The sequence below is a fragment of the Qipengyuania psychrotolerans genome, from assembly GCF_019711355.1.
In the GTDB taxonomy this organism is placed as follows: Bacteria; Pseudomonadota; Alphaproteobacteria; order Sphingomonadales; family Sphingomonadaceae; genus Qipengyuania; species Qipengyuania psychrotolerans.
The window spans coordinates 2,471,676-2,494,705 of the sequence record NZ_CP081297.1 but is presented as its reverse complement, the minus strand read 5'-3'; the positions used below and the strand labels follow the sequence as shown (position 1 = coordinate 2,494,705).

The following is a 23,030-nucleotide window of genomic DNA, read 5'->3' as shown; positions in this document are numbered from 1 at the left end:
AATACGATTTTTTTGGGGTGTGATCCGGCATGGCATCATCCTAAACTATCCGGTGATGTCGAATGGTCTTGATACACTCACACTCAAGGAACGCGAAACCCTTCGCCTGATTTTGCGCGGGCACGACGCAAAGTCGATGGCGCGTGAGCTTGGCCTGTCGGTCCATACGATCAACGAACGTTTGCGCGGTGCGCGGCGCAAGCTGGAGGTGACCAGCAGCAAGGAAGCCGCTCGAAAGCTGTACGAGAGCGAGGGCGGTATGGCCGAAATGCTGGGGCACAAGCATTTGGGGGATGCGTCGATAGAGGCATCCGCTGATGCTGGGGCAGTTTCGGGCGATGACCGTCCGAGGCAAACTCGAACAATACTGATTGGAGTTGTCCTAATGTCCCTCATTCTTGCCGCATCGCTTGCCCTTCAGGCCCCGACAACAGATGTCCCGTCTGTAGCCCCTCCGGCCACTGTTGCGAAAGAAAGCCCAAGGCAACCCGTAGGCCCGGCGATGCGTGAAAAGCTGGAGTCGGCCGAGCACGCCGCCCTCGTCATGCTGGAGGTGGCAGACGATGAAGAATTCGAACTCACTGCCAAGTCTCCCATTCCCAACGACAGCAACTTTGCTGCATGGAATGCGCTCATTGAACGGCGGCAGCAATTCGGCCGGGCCCTAAGCCGCGACACTCATCGGATCGACGTCATCAACCGGGACGGCCTCGACGAATGGATCGTTCACTTCCTCACCGATTTCGAGCACCTGCAAGGGACTTACGAAAAGGTCACTCTCGCCTACGACGGAGCTGGTTTCATCGTAAAGGAATACGAGATCGAGTAGCAGCACTCCTGCCCGATCAGTACATGTGTTGGCCGCCGTTGATGCTCATGGTCGAGCCGGTCACGAATTCGGCATGCTCGCTGCACAGGAAGCTGACGCCGCGCGCGATTTCGCTGGCGTGCCCAAGGCGGCCGACGGGTATCTTGGCGACGATCTTTTCAAGCACCGGTTCGGGGACGGCGGCAACCATGTCGGTATCGATATATCCGGGCGCGATTGCGTTGACCGTAATCCCGAAGCGCGCGCCTTCCTGCGCAAGTGCCTTGGTGAAGCCGTGGATCCCGCTTTTTGCGGCCGCGTAATTGACCTGGCCATACTGGCCCGCCTGGCCGTTGATCGAGCCGATGTTCACGATCCGGCCCCAGCCGCGCTCTTTCATGCCGGGAAAAGCGGCCTTGGCGGTGTTGAAGCAGCCGCCGAGATTGGTTCGCATGACCGCTTCCCAATCTTCGTAGCTCATCTTGAGGAGCGTGCCGTCGCGGGTGATCCCGGCATTGTTGACCACGATATCGATCGCGCCGTGCTCATCCTCGATCTGCTTGCAGGCAGATTGGACCGCATCGTAATCGCCCACGTCGAATTTCACCGTCGGGATGCCGGTTTCTTCGGTGAACTTGCGTGCCGCCTCATCATTGCCCGCATAGTTGGCGATAACAGTGCAAGCGCGTTCGTCGCGCAGTCTTTCGCCAATTGCGCGCCCGATGCCGCGCGTCCCCCCGGTTACGATGGCTACCCGTCCCATATCGATTCTCCCAAGCATTCCGTAGCGTTCAGCATATCTCTAAGCATGCGAATGCTGTGGCGCAAAGGCAATCGAGCCATCTGCGTGAAAGGAAAATCGTATTCGTTGGGAATTAGCCGGAAAGTACCGGATCAGAAGCGGATCTGCGTGCCCACGTAGACGGCTTGGTCATCGTCGACGCCGCTGGTTAGCGGAGCCAGGCGGTCACGTTCCTGCGACAGGCGAACACCGGCAGTCACATCAAGGTTACGGCTGAGGCTGTAGGAGCCGCCAAGGTCGAGCTGCTGGGAGCCAGCGGCCTCGATCGTACCCGGCGAAGAACCTGCGCGGCCCTGCCGCTCCAGCGCGATACGCGACTGGAACCGGCTGGGTTCACGGCCATCGTCGGCGCGGTAGGTCGACAGGTCCGGCATGGCGATATCGCGGATGCCCGAAGGCACCGCTGCCGCCGAACGAGCGGGCTGCGCGAAGCTCTGATAACCGCGGGCAACCCCGAGATTATAGCGCGTCGGCGTGATCATCAGTTCGGTTTCGATCGCGCTCTTTGCCGCCATCGTGTCGCGCACCGTGCGGCCGGAAATCGACGCTGCGACATCCTTGTCCACGCGGACAGCGAAATTGACTGTGCGTTCACCGGACGGGCGCGGTTTGTTGGCCGGAGTGAAACGCAGGGCATCCTTGCCCATCACCTCGGCCACGCGGGCCGCCAGTGCGGGATCGACACCTGCAGGAGTGAACGGCAGGTATTCCATGCTTACGGAAGGCTTTTCAGCAGCACTCGACACGACCGCCATCCCGGCACCGGGAATGGCCACGGCAAGGCAGGCAGCCGCAAGCACGATCGGAGCGAGCCGACCTGTACCTGAACTGTTGCGCCGTGCGGCCATGGTAAAATGCTACCTCTCTCTCGTGTACGAGGGTCAAGCTATATTAAAGCAGGCCCCCGCTTAACCGTTCCCGAACATGAGAATCGCTTCAAACGACTCGGTACGGACTAGGAAGACTACGACTCCATCCCTCATGTGGCTAGCTTTTCCACAAGCGGTGAAGCTGAACGCAGCAAAGTGTTGCAATACCCCCACAAACGCCCCCGCAATTCAGCGGTCGTTCACGGCTTTCGGGCGTCTATGCGGCCAAGCCAGCGCTTGCTCACAGGCGCGCAGTCTTTATAGAGCCGCACAACACATTTTGACCCAAGGACCGTTCATGACTTTCACGCGCAGTATTCGCCGCCCCGCCGCCATCGTCGGCCTCGTGGCTGCCACTCTGGCTTTGGGCGCCTGCGCCAAGGCGGATCGCCCGCGTGCCGACCTCGCCGCCGCGCAGGTTTCGACGATCGGTGTGAACTCCTATCTGTGGCGCGCTTCGCTTGAAGCCGTCAGCTTTGCTCCGCTGCTTCAGGCAGACAGTGCAGGCGGCGTGATCGTGACTGACTGGTACGCAAATCCCAGCAATCCGGGCGAGCGTGTGAAAATGACCGTCACCATCCTCGACCGCGACCTGCGCGCCGACGCGCTGCGCGTCGCCGCCAGCCGCCAGGTCAACCAGGCGGGCAACTGGGTCGATGCGCCTGTCCAGGCTGCCACGGTCCAGAAGCTGGAAGACATCATCCTGACCAAGGCCCGCGAACTGCGCCGCGAAGCAATCGCGAACTAATCTAGCGGGTTCCATTTGGGCCCGAATTGCCTAATGGCTTCGGGCATGACCGATACCCGTTTTGATCCATCGTCCGCCGACCCGCGCTGGCAAGTAGCGTGGGATGATGCACAGACATTCCGCGCGGACAGCAATTCCGACAAGCCCAAGAGCTACGTGCTCGAGATGTTCCCCTATCCCAGCGGGCGCATCCACATCGGCCACGTGCGCAATTACACGATGGGCGACGTGCTGGCGCGCTACAAGAAAGCGACCGGCCACGAAGTGCTGCACCCCATGGGCTGGGATGCTTTCGGTATGCCTGCCGAAAATGCGGCGATGGAAAAGGGCGTCCATCCCGGCGGCTGGACGCGCGACAACATCGAACACATGAAGGCGCAGCTGAAGCGGCTTGGTTTCGCGCTCGACTGGAGCCGCGAGCTGGCCACCTGCGAGCCGGAATATTACGGTCACGAACAGGCGCTGTTTATCGACCTTTACGAGGCAGGCCTCGTTTACCGCAAGGAGAGCCAGGTCAATTGGGACCCGGTCGACATGACCGTGCTCGCTAATGAACAGGTAATCGACGGCAAGGGCTGGCGCTCGGGCGCCGAGGTCGAGAAGCGCAAGCTCAACCAGTGGTTCCTCAAGATCACCGACTTTGCCGAAGACTTGCTCGACGGACTGGGTACGCTTGATGGCTGGCCTGAGAAGGTCCGGCTGATGCAGGAAAACTGGATCGGCAAGTCCAAGGGTCTGGAATTCAGCTTCGATCTGTCGAATGGCGAAAAGCTGCCCGTTTATACCACGCGTCCCGACACCATCTTCGGCGCGAGTTTCGTTGCCGTGGCGGCTGACCATCCGGTTGCGCAAGGCGTCGACAGCGACGCCGCGCGCGAGTTCATCGCGCTGTGCAAGAAGGGCGGGACGACCGCTGCCGAACTCGAAACCGCCGAGAAGCTCGGTTTCGACACCGGCATCACGGCCAAGCATCCATTCTCAGGCGCAGACCTGCCGGTATACATCGCGAATTTCGTGCTGATGGATTACGGCACCGGCGCGATCATGGCGGTTCCCGGCCACGACCAGCGCGACTTTGAATTCGCGACCAAATACGGCCTGCCGATCCCGCGCGTCGTCGCGCCGAGCCTCGAAGAAGCGGCAAAGCCATTCGATGGCGAGGCCGAAGCGGGCGAGGGTGTTCTGGTGAACTCTGATTTTCTCGACGGGATGGAGGTCGAGGACGCCAAACGCGCGATCATCAAGCGGATCGAGGAACAGGGCCGCGGCCAAGGCAAGACCGTTTGGCGCCTGCGCGACTGGGGAGTTTCGCGCCAGCGGTACTGGGGCACGCCGATCCCCTTCATCCATTGCGATGCCTGCGGGGTCGTTCCCGCTCCCAAGGACAGTCTGCCAATCACGCTGCCCGAGGATGTCGATTTCCAAACACCGGGCAACCCGCTTGTCCGCCACGCGACGTGGAAGCATGTCGATTGCCCGAAATGCGGCGGCAAGGCCGAACGGGAAACCGACACGCTCGACACGTTTACCAACAGTTCGTGGTATTTCCTGCGCTTTGCCAGCCAGCCGGCTGACAAGCCGTTTGACCGCGAAGAGGTCGCCAAGTGGCTGCCGGTAGAACAGTATATCGGCGGCATCGAACACGCGATCCTGCACCTTCTTTACGCCCGCTTCTGGACCCGCGCGCTGGCGCATATCGGGATGCTGGATGTGAAGGAGCCCTTTGCTTCGCTGTTCACGCAAGGCATGGTGACGCACGAGACATACAGCCGCTCCGAAGGCGGCAAGACGGTTTACTTTGCACCCGATGAAATCAGCCGTGAAGCAGAACGCGCGCTCCTGACCAGCGATGGCGGTGAAGTCGAAATCGGCCGCATCATCAAAATGTCGAAGTCGAAGAAAAACGTCGTCGACCCCGACACCATTATCGACACGTATGGTGCCGACGCGGTGCGCTGGTTCATGCTCTCCGACAGCCCGCCCGAACGCGATCTGCCGTGGTCGGAAGCAGGCATCGAAGGATGCTCGCGCTTCGTGCACCGCTTGTGGCGATTGTTCGCCTCCCATGACGGCAGTGCACAGGGCGAAGACAAGCAACTCGATCGCAAGACCCACCAGACCGTCGCTGCCGTCGCCGAAGACATAGAGGCGCTCGGCTTCAACAAGTCGGTCGCGCGCATCTACGAATTGACCGGCGCTATCGAGAAGGCTTCGTCTTCCGCAAGCCGGTCCGCCGCAATCCGCACATTGATACAGCTTGTCGCGCCGATGATGCCGCACCTGGCAGAAGAGGCCTGGGCTTCTCTCGGTCAGGGAGGATTGGTCGCCGACGCCGCTTGGCCCCAGGTCGATCCTGCGCTGCTGGTCGAAGACGAGGTGACGATCGCGGTCCAGCACAAGGGCAAGCTGCGCGACACACTGACAGCGCCCAAGGGTGCCGCAAAAGAAGACCTCGAAGCGATGGCCCTGGCATCCGAGAAGGTTCAGCGGAGCATCGACGGGGCAGAAATTCGCAAGGTTATTGTCGTGCCGGACAGATTGGTGAATATCGTCACGTGATGCGCACGATCATCTCATCTCTGACCCTTGTGGCGGCCTCTGTCGGACTGGCGGCATGCGGGCTGTCGCCGATGTATGCGGGCGGCGGCAGTGGCGCTGTCGCGCAAGGTCTGGCAGCGGTCGATGTACCGCCGATCGCAGGGCGCGCTGGCTGGCTTGTGCGTACCGAGCTCAACGACCGGCTCGGCGCTGCGGGCGACGTCTCGCCCCGCTACCGGCTTGATGTGCGCCTGGACGATAATCTCGAGGCGCTCGGCATTCTGGCCGACGATACCGTGAGCCGCGAACGCAGGACCCTGCGCGCGCGCTACCAGCTCGTCGATGCGAGTACCGGCGATATTCTGCTTGATGCGACCGAGGGCGCGGATGCCGGTATCGATGTCGTTTCCAGCGAATATGCGACCATCGCGGCCGAACAGACTGCGCTCGAGAACCTCTCGCGCGAGATTGCAGACAGGATCGTCACCCGCGTGGCGCTGACGCTGCGCGAGCAGTGAAGCTAAAGGGCGCAGAATTCGCCGCGAAGGCTCCGGGAATTGTGCGTGACTGCTCAATTTACTTCTTCTGCGGGCAGGACGAAGCCGGGGCCAGCGCGGCCGCGGGCGAACTTGTCGCCATGCTTCCCGAACCGGGCGAGCGAGTGGAAATTCCCGGCCCCGATTTGCGTTCAGATCCGGCAAAGCTCGGCGACGAGGCGCGCTCGTCATCGCTCTTCGGGGACAAGCGGCACATCTGGTCGAGGGTAACGGGCGATGAAGCCCATGCCGCACTCGAAGCGCTGATCAAGACCGGCGATATGGGCGCGGGCGAAGCCTGTCCGGTCATCATCATCGCCACCTCTGCTACCGACAAGTCGCGCACCGCAAAGCTGCTGGAAAAGCGCAAGGATGCGGTCGTTGCGATGTTCTATCCGCCGGACCTGCGTTCGGTCACGCAGGCGGTGCGTGCGATGGGTGATGCGGCAGGAGTGCGGCTCGACGGCGCAGTGGCAGAACGCATCGCGAGAGGGGCCAATCTCGATGTCCGGTTAGCGCAGAGCGAGGTGACCAAGCTGGCCACCTACCTCGATGCCAACCCTCAATCGCCCAAGCCCGGCTCGATGGACCATCTCGATGCCGTCGGTGCGGCAAGCGAGGAAGACGGGTTCGCAAGCCTCGTGAACGCAGTGCTTGGTGGCCAGACAAACAAAGTCAGCGGCGAAATCGCTCGCATGAAGCAGATCGGCCTCAATCCGGTCGGCACACTGCTGGCGATCGAGCGCCGCGCGGCCCAGTTGGCGCGAATTTCTGCCGCGCTGGGCAATCGCCGTTACCAGGATCTGGACAAGGGCCAGAAAGCGCGGCTCGGCATCTTCTGGAAAGAAGAGCGCGACATCGCCGAGCAGGTCAATCGCTGGCGCGGCCCCAAGCTCGACCGGCTGACCAACGGCCTGGTCAAGCTCCACCGGGAACTGCTGTCGAACAGCCAGGCGGCAGAGCTGCTGCTCTCGCAAGGCCTGACCAATCTCGCCCGGCTCGCCGCCCGGCGCTAGCCGCCGCTCATCCAGCTTGCGACACTTGCGGTGGCTGCGGCGTCTTGGCGGGTTTGCCTGTTCAGCATGCTGCCCGCCAGCGACACGCCTCTTCCGGCAAGCGATTTCAGCCGCGCTGCCTTGCCTTGAGGGGCCTCCGCCGCATCTAGCGGATGTTGGTGCAACCGGTTTGCCGTATCCCCCAGCGCGAGGCCGGCAAGGGCGTTAATGTCCTTTCTCGCCGCGGGGTTTTGCACCAGCAATTGCTCCGCCTGCGCCAGGACCGCGCTACCCACCTCGATTGGCAGGCCGCTCGCCTCGATCAGGCCAGGGCGGCGCCACTTGTCCACCAAGGTCAGGACAAGTCCAGCAGGCCGATCGAATTGATGTTCGCATGCTCTTTGCCAGAAAGCCCGCCAGTCGATTGCTTCGGCGGCGACCAGGTAATCGATATCCGCCAGCGCCAGCGGGCCGACGTTGAACAGGTGGGAGGATGCGCAGTGAACGACCAGATGGGCCAGCATGTCTTCAGGCGCAGGAACCCGTATCCCCAGTTCCTCATCCTTCCTTGACCGGCGCAAGATGCCGGCATCGTCGCAATGCGGCATGGAAATACCGGCGAGAGGCGCGCTCGACCAGGCGTGAGGATGGAGCTCGCACATGACCCCTTCCGGGGAATAGAGCGGCGGCAGGTGAGTCTCGTCCCGCGCCATCGCGGCAAGCGCTTGGCGCGTCATGGCCGGAGCTTGCCATCCAGCCTCGCGCAGCAATTCATATGCCGTGGCGGCGCTGTCCAGCGGCACGAGGATATCGATATCGCGCATCACCCGCTCCGCAGGTGCCGGCCAGATACTCCACGCCAATGCAGATCCCTTGAGGGCGACCAATTCTATAGAATGCTGGCGCAAGAGTGCATTGGCCTGCACCAGCGCGCGGCGCTGCAACAGGGCAGCAATTGCATTGTCGCGGTGGGCCTCGCGCCACTTATCGGCGATTTGCTGCGGCACGTCGGCGGCAAGCTCGCCTCGGGAAAGGCGGCCATGAAGATGCGGTCTGAGCCTGTGGCCATCGGCCAGCTTGTCCAGCCGATACCATTCATCCGGCGAGAGCGGACCAAGGCCGTCCGCGCGAAAGCCTGAAAGCGCGAGCAGCCGTTCTCGCATCAGTCCTGCGGGACGGAGAAAGTACCTGTGACACGGCCGCCGGATTCCTGCGTCTGGCCGGTGACCGATGACGAACCGCTAGCTTGGCCATCCACGCTGGAGACCCCGCTGGCGAGATCGATCACAAGGCGCCCACCGTTGAGCCTGTCGTTTCCGCGATCGAGGCGGACGTTGCCAGCCATCGTGATGATACGGCGATTGAAATCGTAGATCGCCGTGTCGCCGCTGGCGCGTTCGCTGCCGCGTGAAACGGTGACGCCGCCGGTGGCGATAATCCGCTGGATTTGCAGAGTGCCCGCATCGCTATAGTCAACCACGGTCCGCGCAGCGTTGAGCGTCAACCCGGCCTGCGTGATCTTTACATTGCCGGACAGGACCACGCGGTCCTGCCGGTCCTGCAATTCGATCCGGCCCGCGTCGAAGGACACGGGCGCATTCGAATTGTGGCTGGCGATTGCCTGGGCATTCAATTGCATTCCGCCCAGTGCAGCGCAGGTCAGCGCAAATCCGGCGACAAGCGATTTAGTCATGGCGGGCAGGTGCTGCTTCATCAGGGCATTCTCAGCTTTCCAGGCTCCATGCGCAAGCGCGCATTGCCCGAGAGGGTTACAGTTCGTGCCGAAAGGTCGGCGTCGAGACGGTTGGCGCGGAATGTGCCGGCGGGCGTAGCGCCTTCGACGCCGTCCGCGCCGGTCACGGTCTTGTCGTTGAGCTGGACCGAAACGCCGCTGGCGCGCATCCAGTAACCGTCGGCCGCTTCCATTTGCATGGTGCCGGTCACGTCGATCCGCTCGGCATCGATATCGTACTGGCCGCCTTGTGCGCTGATCCGCGCCGGGCCGTCCGCCATCAGCAATCGCGCGACCAGATCGTCCATTCGCACGATGCCTTCCGCGCTTGAACGCTGGACGGCCTCATCGGCAGTCAGCGAGAACGGGCGCCCTTCGGCGTCCGTGCCTCGGTACAGGGCATTGTCCACGCGCAGGCGTTCCTGGATGACGGCCACTTCATTGCGGTCGAGCAGGAAACTGATTTCGCCGCGCGGCGACAGCGGTGTGATAACCATCAACGCCGCCAGGACACCGACCCCCATCGGCAACGCCTTTGCAAGAAAGCCAACCAGCTTGTCGTGACTGCCGCCGGGCTGCGCGAAATGCTGGCGGCGCGAGCGGAGTTGCTGCGCTTCCTGCGTTTCTATCCTGCGGTTGCGCCGGTTCATGCGTGTCTCTTGCGCGTCCTAGGCTGACATGTGGCTGAAGATGTCGTGATCGTCCCATCCGAGGATGTCGAGATGAGCGCGAGCAGGCAGGAAATCGAAACACGCCTGCGCAAGTTCCATCCGGCCTTCGCGAACGAGGCGGCGGTCGAGCTCTTCCTTCATGCGGTGAAGGAAGCGCACGTCGCTGGCAGCGTAATCGCGCTGCGCATCGCTTAGTACCGGGCCGCCCCAGTCGCTGCTCTGCTGGACTTTGGACATGCTTTCGCCGAGTAATTCCTCGACAAGGTTCTTGAGGCCGTGCCGGTCGGTATAGGTCCGCACCAGCTTGCTGGCGATCTTGGTGCAATAACAGGGTGTTGCCGTCACGCCGAGATAATATTCGATGGCGGCAAGGTCGAAGCGCGCGAAGTGGAACAACTTCAGCCGCTCGGGATCTGCGAGCACGGCCTTGAGGTTCGGCGCGTCGTAATCGCTATCGGGACCGAAGCGCACGAGATGCTCGTCGCCATTGCCGTCGCTGATTTGCAAGACGCACAGCCGGTCGCGGATGGTGACGAGGCCCATCGTCTCTGTATCGACGGCCACGGGACCCGCGGCGAGGACGCCTTCGGGAATGTCTTCTTCATGAAAATGTACTGCCATGGCCCGCGCCTTAGGCTGATTGGGGATTAGAGGGAAGTCCTACTGGCCCGCCAGGCGCGCGAAGGCCAATATGTGCGCGATGATCGAGAGCATACCTGCAAGCTGGAGGCCCGCGCTCCAGCCGGTTCTGGAAACCGACGAGGCACGGCGACTGGGCGGCTGGCTCCAGGCGGAAGAGGACGCGGGCAAGAGGGTCTATCCGCCGCGCGGCAGCAGGCTGAGGGCGCTCGAGCTGACCCCGCTCGACCAAGTGAAGGTCGTGATTCTCGGGCAAGATCCCTACCACGGCGCCGGCCAGGCGATGGGGCTGAGCTTTTCGGTGCCGCAGGGAGTCAAGGTCCCGCCAAGTCTCGTGAACATATACAAGGAACTGGAATCCGATCTCGGCATTGCGCGCCCCGCACACGGCGATCTGAGCCGCTGGGCGCAGCAGGGCGTATTGCTGCTCAACAACACGTTGACGGTTGAGGACAGCAAGGCGGGCAGCCATGCGGGCCGCGGCTGGGATGCGCTGACCGATGCAAGCGTGGCCGCAGTTGCCGCGCGCGAGGCGCCGTCGGTTTTCATCCTGTGGGGCAGCCACGCGCAGGCCAAGGCCAAGCGGATCGGCGGACTTCGCAGCGGCCCGCACCACATCATCGAAAGCCCCCACCCGAGCCCGTTGTCCGCCTACCGCGGCTTTTTCGGATCAAGGCCTTTCAGCCGCGCCAATGAATTTCTAAGCGCGAATGGACGCTTGCCAATCGACTGGTCACTGTGACTCGATGACGGAAAGCGAAGCGAAAGCCTGGTTGAGGCCTAGCCTTCTTCGCCTTCGATCCGGTCCTGCGCTTCGTCTTCCTCGAAATCTTCCATCACGCCCTCGGCGTCTTCCCGATCTTCAGCGCTAGGGCCCTCGGCGTCTTCGTTTCGCTGCCGCGCAGGTCTCGGATCGAGGCATAGCTCAGCCAGGACCGGCCGATGGTCCGACCCGACAGCCTTGCCGACGCTCATGTCGCGAAGCAGGAATTCCTCGGTCACGAAAAGGTGATCGAGCGGCCAGCCAAGCCAGGTGTAATCGGCCGGGAAGGTAGCATAAGTGCCTCGGCCAATACGCGGATCGAGGAAGCTGCCAACCTTCTTGAACAGACGGGTCGTGTCCGACCATGCCACATCGTTGAAGTCGCCGATGGCAAGCACGGGCATCGACAGTGCACCGGACTGCTTTGCAGCCATGATGATTTCCGCGTCACGTTCTTCTGTGTCCTGGTTCACGGTTGGAGGGCGCGGATGGAGCCCAATCATCCGAAACGCGCTCTTGCCGACCCTGAGTGTCGCGACGACAGACGGCGTGTCTGCCTGCGCGAAGTCCTGGATGGACGCATCGCTCATCGGCAGGCGGGTGGCGAACATGATGCCATAGGTGTTGTCCAGCGGACGGTGGATCTGACCTGGATAGGCCTGCATTACCGGTGCCATAGCGTCGGCCCACGCCTGGTCGGTTTCCATCAGGAGGAGCACGTCCGGATCGACGCGGCGGATCAAGTCGGCAGTGCGCTGATATTCCCGGTTGGTCTGAAGCACGTTTAGCGTGAGGAGCGAGAAGCATCCGTCGCCGTAATTTTCCTCCGGCAGGGTGCGCGCGACTTCGTGTCCTGCGAAAGAGGTGTAGGGATAAACACGGTACACCTGCCAGATGCTCAGACCTGCCAGGACGAGCGGTATCCATGGCCGCCATCCGCGATCAAAAAACCACAGTGCAGCGCCTAATACGATCATCGCAATCAGGATCTGGACCCGCGGGAAATCCCAGATCCGGATCCACCACTGATTGAGATCGGTCGTGCTGAGCAGCGTCCCGGCAATCAAAAGTATCGCAAGCACGCGCAAGAGCCAGAGCCCAGCCGTCTTCCACTTGCCAGTCTGACCGGCGCTCATGCAGTTTTCCTCATTCGGCCAGCGCTAGCGGGTTCGCCGTTACAGCGCCAGCCCGGAGGGGGCGTGATCGAGTTGAAGGTCTTCACATGCGAAGGCCACCAGACTGATTGCGGCGGATGAGTAATGCATCCGTTCGATCAGCGCGGAAGTTCGGTCTTCCCCATCAGGGCTTCATCCACTGCGCGCGCCGCCTGGCGCCCTTCGCGGATCGCCCAGACGACCAGGCTCTGGCCGCGCCTCATGTCGCCGCACGCGAAAACATGCGGTTCGCTGGTGGCATAGCGATCGGTGTTGGCCTTCACATTGCCGCGGCCGTCGAGCTCTACGCCCGCCCGGTCGAGCAATCCGCGCCGCTTGGGCCCGGTAAAGCCCATGGCGAGCAGGATCAGGTCGGCCTTCAGCGTGAATTCGCTGCCTTCGATCTCCTGGATCTTGCCGTCCTTCCATTCGATCCGAACGCAGGTTAGGCCGGCGACATCGCCGTTTTCCTCGACAACCCGCTTGGTCAGGACAGCCCAGTCACGTTCTGCGCCCTCTTCGTGGCTGGACGTGGTGCGCAGCTTGACCGGCCAATCCGGCCAGGTCAGCGCCTTGTCCTCATGCTCGGGAGGTTTGGGCATGATTTCGAGCTGGGTCACGCTGGCCGCGCCCTGCCGATTGCTGGTGCCGACACAGTCCGATCCGGTATCGCCGCCGCCAATAACGATGACGTGCTTGCCCTTGGCCGACAGTGTCCCGCGCGGTGCGGCGCGAACTTCGTCGTCGCCGGCATTGCGCTTGTTTTGCTGCGTCAGGAACTCCATCGCATAGCGCACGCCGGGAAGCTCAGCGCCGGGAATGTCGAGCATCCGGGGCTCTTCCGCGCCGCCTGCCAGGACGACTGCGTCGAAATTCTCTTTCAGCGCCTCGAAGCTGACTTCGACCCCGACTTCGCTGGATGTGCGGAACTGGACGCCCTCGGCCTCCATCTGCACCGCGCGGCGATTGATCAGGTGCTTTTCCATCTTGAAGTCGGGAATGCCGTAGCGAAGCAGGCCGCCGATCCGGTCGGATTTTTCAAACACGGTCACCGCATGGCCAGCCCTGGCCAGTTGCTGTGCGGCGGCGAGGCCAGCAGGCCCGCTACCGATCACCGCTACCGATTTGCCGGTCTGCTTTTCGGGCAGCTGCGGTTTGACCCAGCCTTCCTTGAACCCGCGGTCGATGATCGCGCATTCGATGCTCTTGATGGTCACCGGACTGTCAACGATGTTGAGCGTGCAAGCCGCCTCGCACGGAGCAGGGCATATCCGGCCGGTGAATTCGGGGAAGTTGTTGGTCGATTGCAGGACTTCGAGCGCGTTCTTCCAATCGTCTTCATAGACGAGGTGATTCCAGTCCGGGATGATGTTGTTCACCGGACAGCCGTTGTGACAATACGGGATGCCGCAATTCATGCAGCGGGCCGCCTGCTTGCGCAGTTCGTCCTCGCTCGGCGGGACGGTGAATTCCTTGTAATTGGTGACGCGCTCGGACGCGTCGAGATAATCGACATCGCGCCGATCGTATTCGAGGAAGCCGGTTTCCTTACCCATTATTCTGCAGCCTCCATTGCTGCCTGCTCGCGCTCGTCCTCGAGGGATTTGAGCGCGCGCGCATAGTCGCGCGGCATGATCTTGCGGAAGTTCTTGAGCTCGTTTTCCCAATTGCCGAGCAGCGCCTTGGCGCGGGCCGAGCCGGTGTGCAGGTAGTGCCGTTCGACCAGCACCTTCAGGCGTTCGGCGTCATGATACAGCGGATCGCCCATGCCAGGGTTGTCGACCGAGACAGCGCGTTGTTCGGGGTGTCCCCAGCTCTTCTCGGCGCCATCACCGTCACCCGGTTTGACGTCGAGGACGTCGACCTGAGCGTGGTTCACCCGCTTCTCGAACTCGCCGTCGGGATCGTAGACATAGGCAATGCCGCCGCTCATCCCCGCGCCGAAATTGCGGCCGGTCTTGCCCAGCACGCAGACAACGCCGCCGGTCATGTATTCGCAAGGATGGTCGCCCGTACCCTCGACAACGGCAATTGCGCCCGAATTGCGCACGGCGAAGCGTTCGCCGCCGACGCCGGCAAAATAGGCCTCGCCCGCAATCGCGCCGTAAAGCACCGTGTTGCCGACGATGATGTTCTCGGTCGGATCGCGGCTGACATTTTGCGGCGGTTTGACGATGATGCGTCCGCCGGACAGACCCTTGCCGACATAGTCATTGGCATCGCCGGTCAAACTCATGGTGACACCGTGGGCGAGCCATGCGCCGAAGCTTTGCCCGGCTACCCCCGTGAGGTCGATGCGGATGGTATCTTGCGGCAGGCCTGCATGGCCATAGGCCTCCGCGATGCGGCCCGACAGCATGGTGCCAACGGTGCGGTTCACATTGCGAATGTCGCGGGTCAATTGGACTGCCTGACCGCTCTCGATGGCGGGTTTGCAGGCCTGGATCAGCTCGACATCCATCGCTGCGCCCAAGGCGTGATCCTGGTTTTCCGTATGGTGGAGCGCCTGGCCTTCTGCGCGCGGCACTTCGTGCAGGATACGGCTGAGGTCGACCCCGTGCGCCTTCCAGTGACGGCGCACCCGGCGCATGTCGACGCGGTCCACGCGTCCCACCATTTCCTCGAGGGTGCGGAAGCCCATTTCGGCCATGATCTGGCGAAGTTCTTCGGCGACGAAGAAGAAGTAATTGATAACGTGCTCGGGCGTGCCGGTGAAGCGCTTGCGCAGTTCCGGGTCCTGAGTGGCAACGCCGACCGGGCAGGTGTTGAGATGGCATTTGCGCATCATGATACAGCCCGCCGCAATCAGCGGGGCGGTTGCGAAACCAAACTCGTCAGCGCCCAGCAATGCACCGATCGCGACATCGCGTCCGGTGCGCAGGCCGCCATCGACCTGCACCGCGATGCGGCTGCGCAAATCGTTGAGCAGCAGTGTCTGCTGTGTTTCGGCCAGACCGATTTCCCACGGAGAACCGGCGTGCGTCAGCGAAGTCAGCGGACTTGCGCCGGTGCCGCCTTCATAGCCCGAGATCGTCAGGTGATCGGCCTTGGACTTGGAGACGCCCGCTGCGACCGTACCCACCCCGACTTCAGATACGAGCTTCACCGAGATACGTGCTGCGGGCTGGACGTTCTTCAGGTCGTGGATCAGCTGTGCGAGGTCTTCGATCGAATAGATGTCGTGGTGCGGCGGTGGCGAAATCAGACCCACACCGGGCGTTGCATGACGCACTTTGCCGATGCGCTTGTCGACCTTGTGGCCGGGCAGCTGGCCGCCTTCGCCAGGCTTTGCGCCCTGCGCCATCTTGATCTGGATGTCGTCCGAATTGACGAGGTATTCGGTCGTGACGCCAAACCGGCCCGATGCCACCTGCTTGATGCGGCTGCGCATGGAATCGCCGTTGGGAAGCGGCTTGAAGCGCTCGGGCTCCTCGCCGCCTTCGCCGGTATTGGAGCGAGCACCCAGGCGGTTCATCGCAATTGCGAGCGTGGAGTGCGCCTCATGGCTGATCGAGCCGAAGCTCATCGCGCCGGTGCTGAACCGCTTTACGATATCCACTGCGGGTTCGACTTCCGACAAGTCCAGCGGGCGCGGGGCCTTCTTCAGTTCCATCAGCCCGCGAATGGTCAGCAGGCGTTCGGACTGCTCATTCACGCTCTTGGCGAATTCGTCGTAATTCGTAACGTCCCCGCCGCGAACGGCGTGCTGGAGACTGGCGATGTTCTGCGGGGTCCATGCATGGTCCTCGCCGCGGATGCGGTATTGGTAGATACCGCCCACATCGAGCATGCCCTTGTACAGCGGATTGTCACCGAATGCCTGCGCGTGGCGGCGGACCGCTTCTTCGGCGACTTCCTTAAGGCCGATGCCTTCGATGGAAGTGGCTGTGCCCGTGAAATAGGTGTCGATGAACTCGCTCGACAGGCCGACCGCGTCGAAGATCTGCGCGCCGCAATAGGACTGGTAGGTGGAAATGCCCATCTTGGACATGACCTTGAGGATACCCTTGCCGACAGCCTTGACGAAATTCGTCTGAACTTCCGCCGGATCGAGGTCCGGCAGCTTCTTGGCGCGCAGATCTTCCAGCGTTTCGATGGCGAGGTAGGGATTGATGCCTTCTGCGCCGTAACCCGCCAGTGCGCAGAAATGATGCACTTCGCGCGCTTCGCCGGTTTCGATGACGAGGCCGGTCTGCATGCGCAAACCCTGCCGCACCAGCTGATGATGCACGGCGGCTGTCGCCAGCAAGGCCGGCATGGCGATCCGGTCGGGGCCCTGGGCCCGGTCCGACAAGATCAGGATGTTTGCATCGCCCAGCACCGCTTCGGTTGCGGCCCAGCACATTTCCTTGAGCGCCATGGCAAGCCCGTCGGCCCCGGTGCTGGCATCCCAGGTAATATCGATGGTCGCGGTGCGGAATGCGCCGTCCAGAGCCACTTCGACCGAGCGGATTTTCGCCAGGTCGTCATTGGTGAGGATAGGCTGCTTCACTTCCAGGCGCTTGTGCGTACCGCCATCGCGGCCGAGCAGGTTCGGGCGCGGGCCGATCATCGACAACAGGCTCATCACCAGTTCTTCGCGGATCGGATCGATCGGCGGGTTGGTGACCTGTGCGAAGTTCTGCTTGAAGTAATCGTAGAGCAGGCGGCTGCGCTGCGACAGGACAGCGATGGGCGTGTCGGTGCCCATCGATCCGATCGGGTCCTCGCCCTTGGCGGCCATGGGCTCGAGGAAGCGCTGGATGTCCTCCTGCGTATAGCCGAACGCCTGCTGGCGGTTGAGCAGCGAAAGCTCGGACTGCGGGATTCCCGACAGGTCGGGCTCGATATGGTCGAGGTCCTCGAGCTTGTACTGCGCCTTTTCCAGCCATGCCTCGTAGGGCTCGGCAGCGGCGAGGCTGTTCTTGAGTTCTTCGTCCTCCACGATGCGGCCTTCTTCGAGGTCGATCAGCAGCATCTTGCCAGGCTGGAGGCGCCACTTGCGGGTGATTTCTTCTTCTTCGAACGGCAGCACGCCGCTTTCCGAAGCGAGCACAACGAGATCGTCCTTGGTCGTGCAATAGCGCGCCGGACGCAGGCCGTTACGGTCAAGGCACGCGCCGATCTGGCGGCCATCGGTAAAGCACACGGCAGCAGGGCCGTCCCACGGCTCCATCAGGGCGGCGTGATATTCGTAGAACGCGCGGCGGGCGGGATCCATCTGCTCGTTCTTGGCCCAGGCTTCAGGCATGAGCATCATCATCGCGTGGGCCAGGTCGTAGCCGCCCGCCAGCAGCAGTTCGAGCGCATTGTCGAGGCAGGCCGTGTCCGATTGCCCGTGCGGGATGAGCGGCCACATCTTGTCGAGGTCGGCGCCGAGCAGATCGCTTTCCATCGTGCGGCGGCGGGCTTCCATCCAGTTCACATTGCCGCGAACCGTGTTGATTTCGCCATTGTGCGCCATGAAGCGGTAAGGGTGGGCCAGACGCCAGCTGGGAAAGGTGTTGGTGCTGAATCGCTGGTGCACGAGACCAAGGGCGCTGACACAATCTTCATCGCGCAGATCATCGTAGAATGTGCCGACCTGATTGGCGAGCAGCAGCCCCTTGTAGACCACCGTCCGGCTCGAAAAACTCGGGATATAGGCTTGGCTGAGGCCCGGAATTCCGTGCTTTTCCTCAAGCGCGGCAAGCGGGTTGAGCGTTTGCTTGCGAATGACCACCAGCTTGCGCTCGAAGGCATCGTTATCGGCGCAGTTCATCCCGCGCGCGATTACGCACTGACGTATGACTGGCATGGAATCGACAACCGCCCTGCCCAGCCCATCGAGGGTGACCGGAACATCGCGCCATCCCACGATGCGCTGGCCTTCCTTTTCGGCGAATCTTTCCAGCTGCTTCTCGACGAACTCGCGCGCCTCGTCCTGCTGGGGGAGGAAGCACATCGCGATGGCGTAATCGCCCGCTTCGGGCAGGTCGAAGCCGCCGTTTTTGGCCCATTTGCGGATCAACGGGTCGGGCGTCTGGATAAGGATGCCAGCACCATCGCCGAGCAAGGGATCGGCACCGACCGCGCCGCGGTGATCGAGATTGGCAAGGATCGTCAGCGCCTGGCTGACAATCGAATGGCTCTTCTCGCCCTTGATATGCGCAACCATGCCGACGCCGCACGCATCGTGTTCATTGCGCGAATCGTAGAGCCCTTGGCGGTCGGGGTAAGAAGAGTGCGTAACCTGCATGCGCCGAGGCGTCCTCCAGTCGGACCCGCCTCGTATACCAGCCTTGGCGGCGGGCAGAAACGGGTGAAAATGCCGCAGTGCCGCAAGCGCGCACTGCCAAAATTTCGCGAACCCTTCCTTTGAAGGCACGAAAGCACTTTTGCAATGCCGTGAGAGTGTAGCAAAATTTCACATGGCCCAAGATTTCGCGCATTTTGCCGCATTGCAGCAAACGCGAATTCGTATCCATCAAGCGATGGACGGGCTGGGGAATTGCCGAATTATCAGTCGGGTTTGCCGACGCGTCCCAGTTTGTCGAGCGCGCTGCGCAGTGCCGCTTGCGGATCATCGCCCTGCGGCACGTCTTCTCCATCGCGGCGAGATGCTTCGCGCCGGAGGAAGGAGATGACGTGGTCCGGATCGTCTTCTTGAAGTGGTGCCTGTGGGGCTTTTGGACCAGACTTGCTGGCTTGAAGCGCAGCGCCCAGGCGCCGTGTCAGCTGATCGAGCGAGAGATCCGCTAGCGATTCGTGGCGGGGCGCGGTGTCGGGCACTACTTCCGGAGGTTCGGCTGGAGCTTCTACGAATGGCTTCGGGGCCGGTGCCGTGATCACTTCTGGCTCCTCGGCGGCGTCCACATCCTCGGCCTCGTCTATCTCCACGGCGGTTTCGGTGATCGCAATCCCTTCTTCGCCAATATCGTCCCGCGCGGAAAACATGCGTTTGCGGCCGTGATCTTCAGGCTCGGCGTCTTCTTCAATGAGCTCGGGCTCTTCCCACTCGTCCCATTCTTCCTCGTCAGAAGATCGGGCGAGCCGGCGCGCAACAACCAGGCCGAACAGCAGGCCCAGCAAGCCGGCCACTATGGCCACGGCGGCGAATCCGGCCATTCCGACCGGCGGTTCGAAAAAGCGGTGCAGTCCTGAGAGGCCGGCCTGCTGGAACAGCCCATCGCGGGTGGCGGGAGGCGTTACATAGAGCACTCCAAGAGTGCCTGCGCCGATAAGCATGCCGAACCACAGGCCTACAGCCGGGCGGAACCAGGCGCGGCTGGTCAGGCCATGATCATTGTCGCTGCTCATGCGTGTTCGATCCTCAAACGTGACGTCCCAACTTCGCGCCTGCCTAGCAGCTCATCGTAAAGGTCGCGATAACGCGCGATATTGCGTGCCCAGTCATGTTTTGCAGCGACATGGACCACCCCGGCTTCACGCATGGCCTCCCAGCTCTCGCGGCGATCGATCAGATCGGCGAGGGCAGACGCAATGGCGGCTGGATCATCCGGCGGGAATAGCGCGCCAGTAACCCCGTCCTCGATCAATTCGCGGTGGCCGCCGACATTGCTTGCCGCCACGATCCTTCGCTGGGCCATCGCCTCGAGCGGCTTCAGCGGCGTCACGAGATCAGTCAGGCGCGAGCGTTTGCGGGGATAGGCAAGTACGTCGATCAGCGAATAGTACTGTTCAACCTGGGAATGCGGCACGCGCCCGGTGAATGTGATCGCATCTGCCGCTGCGGAGTTCATGGCTTGTGCGCGCAGCGCGTCGTCCATGGGGCCGCCGCCAACCAGCAACAAACGGGCATTCTCATGGCGGGCGCGCAAAGCGGGCATGGCCGCGATCAGATCGTCCAGGCCTTCATAATCGTAGAAGCTGCCGATGAAGCCGATGACGGGCCCGCCGCCAATGCCAAGTCGGCTGGCCAGCGCGTCATCGCGCCCCGGCGGATCGCCGAACAGCGACAGGTCGACCCCGTTGGGCGAAATGCGGATCTTCGAGGCATCATGGCCGCGATCGACAAGGTCGCCGCGCAATCCTTCGCAGATCGTGAAGACGGCATCTGCCTTTCTGACCACGCGGTTCTCGAGCGCGCGGGTCAGCCGGTATTTGGCCGATCCTTCCCGGCCGGTGCCGTTCCCTACGGCGGCATCTTCCCAGAACGCGCGGATTTCATAGACGAAGGGAATGCCGAGCGCGCGTGCAGCCTTCAATCCCGCCATTCCGCAAAGCGCGGGCGAATGGGCATGGATGACGTCAGGACGCCAATCGCGCGCAGTCTGCTCGATCTGGCGGCGCAGCGCCGCGATCTCGCGCATCTCGCGGGCGACCGGCGGTCCCGAGGGTGTTCCAGGCGTGCGGTAAAAGCTCAGCCCGTCAGCCACCTCGACGTCAGGCCCATTGGCCGAGTGGCGCTGGCCCGTGATCCCGCGCACTTCCACCCCGCCCGCTTGCAGGCTCTTCAGGATTGCGCGCGTGCGGAAGGTATAGCCCGAATGCAGGGGCAGCGAATGGTCGAGGATGTGCAGGGCCCGTGTCATTACGTGCATCCTGTGTCACAACAGCCTTAACGCCGCGTCAACTGCGTTTCGCTATGGCGGCGGTGAAGCATCAACAAGGTTGCATCAGGAAAACCACACGGCTTGATCGATTACTTCGCCCTTGCGCTGACCCATGCGTTGATCGTGATCGCGCTGATCAGACTGTTGTCGCGTCCGGAACTGGATAGCGAGGACCTGCTGGCGCGCGAGGAAGAAGAGGTCGCCGAGGCCGAAATGTCGCCGCGTGAAAAACGCCGGGCACGGGCCCGTGCGGAGGCGCGCGATGCTTGATCTTGCGCTGTTCCTTTCCGTCATCGGGATGTTCCTGCTGGGCCTGCGCAAACCGTTTATCTGGGTGCTCGCCTATCTCTATATCGATATCCTTGCCCCGCAGAAGATCGGGTGGTCGCTGGCCCAGTTACTGCCGGTTTCGCTGGTTGCCTTCCTGCTTGCATTCGGCGGCTGGGCGGTTGCGGAAAAGAAGGACGGCTTTCGTTTCTCCTTCAGGCAAGGCATTCTGCTGGCTCTGCTCATCTGGTGTTTCATCACCTTGCAATGGGCCGATTATCCGGATTCCGCTGCGGAGAAATGGGCATGGGTCTGGAAGGCGCTAATCTTTGCGATCTTCCTGCCGCTGACGCTGACGACCAGGCTCAGGATCGAATCTGCCATGCTGATAATGGTGCTGACGGCTGGCGCAATCATCATTTCGGCGGGCCTCAAGACGGTCGGCGGAGGCGGCGGCTACGGCAATCTCTATCTGTTCGTGAACGACAATTCGAACATCTACGAAAGCTCCACGCTGGCGACGGTTTCCATCGCGCTGATCCCGATCATCCTGTGGTTTACAAGGCACGGCACCATCTTCCCGCCCGACTGGCGGGTTAAGGGCTTCGCCGCCGCATTGATCTTTGCTTGCTTGATGATCCCGATCGGGACGGAGGCGCGAACCGGCCTGCTCTGTATTGCCGTTTTGGGAATGATGTTGCTGCGCGATGTGAAGAAGCGCTTCGTCTATATCGGTGCAGCGGCTGCTCTGGGCCTGGTGTCGCTTCCGTTCCTGCCTTCATCGTTCACCGACCGGATGGCGACCATCAAGGAAGCGCAGTCCGAACAATCCGCCTCGACCCGGATGCAGGTGTGGGCGTGGACGCTGGACTATGTCGAGCGCAAACCGCTTGGCGGCGGGTTCGATGTCTATATCGGCAACAGTTTCTCCTACCAGATGCCGGTCAAGGAGGTGGACGGCAACACCACTCGCGTGCGCTACCGTGAGGTGACAGAAAGCAGCCGCGCGTTTCATTCCTCGTGGTTCGAAATGCTGGGCGAGCAAGGCTGGCCGGGCCTTTTCATCTGGACCCTGCTGCACATCACCGGGATCGTCCAGATGGAACGTATCAGGCGGCGCTATGCAGGGAAAACCGGGAAGATCGAAGGGTGGCAAGGGCCGCTTGCCAGCGCGTTGCAGTTCTCGAATGTCATCTACCTTGTCGGCGCGACCTTCCAGGGCATCGCGTTCCAGCCGGTGATCCTGATGCTTGTCGGCCTGCAGATTGCACTGGCGGAACACGTCAAACGGCGCGAATCAGCGATCGACAAGGCTGCCTTCAAAGCTGTCAAAGCGGCGAACAAGCGCGCCGATGCGCGCGGCTCCGCTCCCGACCCTGCTATTCCGTAAGGGCACGCTGCGCACAGTTGCGCGCAGGTTCTCCATAGGCCATGACGACGCCCATCCGTGCGGGTTTCGCCCGCGCGCCCGCCTATTTTTTGAAGACAAGACAGGAGAGAGCGCATGACCCCCCAGGACGTTGCAGGCAAGGTCGGCGAACAGGTCGGCACCAGTGAATGGGTCGAGATGAGCCAGGAGCGCATCAACCAGTTCGCAGAAGCGACAGGTGACCACCAGTTCATCCATGTGAACGAAGAAGCCGCCAAGATGACGCCTTTCGGCGGCACTATCGCGCACGGTTTCCTTACTCTTTCGATGATCCCCTACCTCACCGCGAACAGCGATGTGCCGCGCGTCGACGGGATCAAGATGGCCGTGAATTATGGCGGCAACAAAACCCGTTTCATCGCGCCGGTCCGTTCGGGCAAGCGCATCCGCGGTCACTGGAAGCTGCTCGAAATGAACGAGAAGCGCCCCGGCCAGTGGCAGCAGACCATGGAAATCACCATCGAGATCGAAGGCGAGGACAAGCCTGCCCTGATCTGTGAATGGATGACCATGTACTTCGTCTGATTTCATTCTCCTCCCCGGGG

At 62.1% G+C, this 23,030-nt stretch carries 20 protein-coding genes; 9 read left to right on the top strand and 11 right to left on the bottom strand.

Annotation, left to right across the window (positions count from 1 at the left end; all coding sequences use genetic code 11):
* Positions 1–55: 55 nt before the first annotated feature.
* Complete coding sequence (locus K3166_RS12125; protein WP_221422463.1) at positions 56–829, top strand: helix-turn-helix domain-containing protein; 774 nt, start codon at positions 56–58, stop codon at positions 827–829.
* Between the two features lie 16 nt (positions 830–845).
* Here K3166_RS12125 and phbB read toward each other — a convergent pair whose 3' ends face one another.
* Positions 846–1,571 carry an acetoacetyl-CoA reductase gene (gene phbB, locus K3166_RS12120; RefSeq protein WP_221422462.1) on the bottom strand — a complete coding sequence of 242 codons (726 nt, stop codon included), beginning with the start codon at positions 1,569–1,571 and terminating at the stop codon, positions 846–848.
* Positions 1,572–1,702: 131 nt separating this feature from the next.
* Positions 1,703–2,458, bottom strand: coding sequence for a hypothetical protein (locus K3166_RS12115; RefSeq protein WP_221422461.1), 756 nt, complete (start codon positions 2,456–2,458; stop codon positions 1,703–1,705).
* 319 nt (positions 2,459–2,777) lie between these two features.
* On the opposite strand from K3166_RS12115, the gene K3166_RS12110 reads away from it, so the two are divergent.
* From K3166_RS12110 to holA, 4 genes are read left to right on the top strand one after another with little or no spacing between them, the layout of a single operon-like run.
* Positions 2,778–3,227, top strand: a complete 450-nt coding sequence (locus K3166_RS12110) for a DUF3576 domain-containing protein (protein ID WP_221422460.1) — start codon at positions 2,778–2,780, stop codon at positions 3,225–3,227.
* Between the two features lie 45 nt (positions 3,228–3,272).
* Positions 3,273–5,786 carry a leucine--tRNA ligase gene (leuS, locus tag K3166_RS12105; protein ID WP_221422459.1) on the top strand — a complete coding sequence of 838 codons (2,514 nt, stop codon included), beginning with the start codon at positions 3,273–3,275 and terminating at the stop codon, positions 5,784–5,786.
* Entirely contained in the window at positions 5,786–6,283 is a 498-nt protein-coding gene (gene lptE / locus K3166_RS12100; protein WP_221422458.1) for an LPS assembly lipoprotein LptE, read from the top strand. Before leuS ends, lptE begins: the two co-directional genes overlap by 1 nt.
* Positions 6,280–7,317 carry a DNA polymerase III subunit delta gene (gene holA / locus K3166_RS12095; RefSeq protein ID WP_221422457.1) on the top strand — a complete coding sequence of 346 codons (1,038 nt, stop codon included), beginning with the start codon at positions 6,280–6,282 and terminating at the stop codon, positions 7,315–7,317. Before lptE ends, holA begins: the two co-directional genes overlap by 4 nt.
* Here the strand turns inward: holA and K3166_RS12090 are convergent.
* The 4 genes from K3166_RS12090 to K3166_RS12075 are packed head-to-tail and all read right to left on the bottom strand — an operon-like array spanning position 7,314 to position 10,320.
* Positions 7,314–8,459 carry a nucleotidyltransferase domain-containing protein gene (locus K3166_RS12090; protein WP_221422456.1) on the bottom strand — a complete coding sequence of 382 codons (1,146 nt, stop codon included), beginning with the start codon at positions 8,457–8,459 and terminating at the stop codon, positions 7,314–7,316. The two genes, holA and K3166_RS12090, sit on opposite strands and share 4 nt — an antisense overlap.
* Positions 8,459–9,010, bottom strand: coding sequence for an LptA/OstA family protein (locus K3166_RS12085; protein ID WP_221422455.1), 552 nt, complete (start codon positions 9,008–9,010; stop codon positions 8,459–8,461). The genes K3166_RS12090 and K3166_RS12085 overlap by 1 nt, the downstream gene beginning before the upstream one ends.
* Positions 9,010–9,678 carry an LPS export ABC transporter periplasmic protein LptC gene (gene lptC, locus K3166_RS12080; protein WP_221422454.1) on the bottom strand — a complete coding sequence of 223 codons (669 nt, stop codon included), beginning with the start codon at positions 9,676–9,678 and terminating at the stop codon, positions 9,010–9,012. Before lptC ends, K3166_RS12085 begins: the two co-directional genes overlap by 1 nt.
* Before the next feature lie 18 nt (positions 9,679–9,696).
* Positions 9,697–10,320, bottom strand: a complete 624-nt coding sequence (locus K3166_RS12075) for a ribonuclease D (RefSeq protein WP_221422453.1) — start codon at positions 10,318–10,320, stop codon at positions 9,697–9,699.
* 79 nt (positions 10,321–10,399) lie between these two features.
* Here K3166_RS12075 and K3166_RS12070 point away from each other — a divergent pair, with 79 nt between their 5' ends.
* The gene (locus tag K3166_RS12070; protein WP_221422452.1) at positions 10,400–11,080 is read left to right on the top strand and encodes a uracil-DNA glycosylase; all 681 of its coding nucleotides are present in this window, start codon (positions 10,400–10,402) and stop codon (positions 11,078–11,080) included.
* Between the two features lie 38 nt (positions 11,081–11,118).
* Here the strand turns inward: K3166_RS12070 and K3166_RS12065 are convergent, their stop codons facing one another.
* From K3166_RS12065 to K3166_RS12045, 5 genes are all read right to left on the bottom strand, one after another.
* The gene (locus K3166_RS12065; protein WP_221422451.1) at positions 11,119–12,237 is read right to left on the bottom strand and encodes an endonuclease/exonuclease/phosphatase family protein; all 1,119 of its coding nucleotides are present in this window, start codon (positions 12,235–12,237) and stop codon (positions 11,119–11,121) included.
* Between the two features lie 137 nt (positions 12,238–12,374).
* Positions 12,375–13,811 (bottom strand): glutamate synthase subunit beta, encoded by a 1,437-nt coding sequence (locus K3166_RS12060; RefSeq protein WP_221422450.1) that lies wholly within the window; start codon positions 13,809–13,811, stop codon positions 12,375–12,377.
* Positions 13,811–18,472, bottom strand: coding sequence for a glutamate synthase large subunit (gltB, locus tag K3166_RS12055; protein ID WP_221422449.1), 4,662 nt, complete (start codon positions 18,470–18,472; stop codon positions 13,811–13,813). Before gltB ends, K3166_RS12060 begins: the two co-directional genes overlap by 1 nt.
* A 263-nt stretch (positions 18,473–18,735) precedes the next feature.
* Positions 18,736–19,533 (bottom strand): hypothetical protein, encoded by a 798-nt coding sequence (locus K3166_RS12050; RefSeq protein WP_221422448.1) that lies wholly within the window; start codon positions 19,531–19,533, stop codon positions 18,736–18,738.
* Entirely contained in the window at positions 19,530–20,768 is a 1,239-nt protein-coding gene (locus K3166_RS12045; RefSeq protein ID WP_221422447.1) for a TIGR04063 family PEP-CTERM/XrtA system glycosyltransferase, read from the bottom strand. The genes K3166_RS12050 and K3166_RS12045 overlap by 4 nt, the downstream gene beginning before the upstream one ends.
* A 102-nt stretch (positions 20,769–20,870) precedes the next feature.
* Between K3166_RS12045 and K3166_RS12040 the strand changes: the two genes are divergently transcribed.
* The 3 genes from K3166_RS12040 to K3166_RS12030 all read left to right on the top strand — a co-directional run bounded on the left by K3166_RS12040 (position 20,871) and on the right by K3166_RS12030 (position 23,010).
* Entirely contained in the window at positions 20,871–21,059 is a 189-nt protein-coding gene (locus K3166_RS12040) for a hypothetical protein (RefSeq protein ID WP_221422446.1), read from the top strand.
* Entirely contained in the window at positions 21,052–22,446 is a 1,395-nt protein-coding gene (locus K3166_RS12035; protein WP_221422445.1) for a DUF5935 domain-containing protein, read from the top strand. The genes K3166_RS12040 and K3166_RS12035 overlap by 8 nt, the downstream gene beginning before the upstream one ends.
* Before the next feature lie 114 nt (positions 22,447–22,560).
* The gene (locus tag K3166_RS12030; RefSeq protein ID WP_221422444.1) at positions 22,561–23,010 is read left to right on the top strand and encodes a MaoC family dehydratase; all 450 of its coding nucleotides are present in this window, start codon (positions 22,561–22,563) and stop codon (positions 23,008–23,010) included.
* Positions 23,011–23,030: the final 20 nt, after the last annotated feature.

Coding starts and splice junctions, on each gene's coding strand:
- K3166_RS12075 (WP_221422453.1), bottom strand. CDS start 10,320: ATGGCAGTACATTTTCATGAAGAAGACATTCCCGAAGGCGTCCTCGCC.
- gltB (WP_221422449.1), bottom strand. CDS start 18,472: ATGCAGGTTACGCACTCTTCTTACCCCGACCGCCAAGGGCTCTACGAT.
- K3166_RS12110 (WP_221422460.1), top strand. CDS start 2,778: ATGACTTTCACGCGCAGTATTCGCCGCCCCGCCGCCATCGTCGGCCTC.
- K3166_RS12060 (WP_221422450.1), bottom strand. CDS start 13,811: ATGGGTAAGGAAACCGGCTTCCTCGAATACGATCGGCGCGATGTCGAT.
- K3166_RS12125 (WP_221422463.1), top strand. CDS start 56: ATGTCGAATGGTCTTGATACACTCACACTCAAGGAACGCGAAACCCTT.
- K3166_RS12085 (WP_221422455.1), bottom strand. CDS start 9,010: ATGAAGCAGCACCTGCCCGCCATGACTAAATCGCTTGTCGCCGGATTT.
- phbB (WP_221422462.1), bottom strand. CDS start 1,571: ATGGGACGGGTAGCCATCGTAACCGGGGGGACGCGCGGCATCGGGCGC.
- K3166_RS12065 (WP_221422451.1), bottom strand. CDS start 12,237: ATGAGCGCCGGTCAGACTGGCAAGTGGAAGACGGCTGGGCTCTGGCTC.
- K3166_RS12050 (WP_221422448.1), bottom strand. CDS start 19,533: ATGAGCAGCGACAATGATCATGGCCTGACCAGCCGCGCCTGGTTCCGC.
- leuS (WP_221422459.1), top strand. CDS start 3,273: ATGACCGATACCCGTTTTGATCCATCGTCCGCCGACCCGCGCTGGCAA.
- lptE (WP_221422458.1), top strand. CDS start 5,786: ATGCGCACGATCATCTCATCTCTGACCCTTGTGGCGGCCTCTGTCGGA.
- K3166_RS12070 (WP_221422452.1), top strand. CDS start 10,400: ATGATCGAGAGCATACCTGCAAGCTGGAGGCCCGCGCTCCAGCCGGTT.
- K3166_RS12090 (WP_221422456.1), bottom strand. CDS start 8,459: ATGCGAGAACGGCTGCTCGCGCTTTCAGGCTTTCGCGCGGACGGCCTT.
- K3166_RS12045 (WP_221422447.1), bottom strand. CDS start 20,768: ATGACACGGGCCCTGCACATCCTCGACCATTCGCTGCCCCTGCATTCG.
- K3166_RS12035 (WP_221422445.1), top strand. CDS start 21,052: ATGCTTGATCTTGCGCTGTTCCTTTCCGTCATCGGGATGTTCCTGCTG.
- K3166_RS12115 (WP_221422461.1), bottom strand. CDS start 2,458: ATGGCCGCACGGCGCAACAGTTCAGGTACAGGTCGGCTCGCTCCGATC.
- lptC (WP_221422454.1), bottom strand. CDS start 9,678: ATGAACCGGCGCAACCGCAGGATAGAAACGCAGGAAGCGCAGCAACTC.
- K3166_RS12030 (WP_221422444.1), top strand. CDS start 22,561: ATGACCCCCCAGGACGTTGCAGGCAAGGTCGGCGAACAGGTCGGCACC.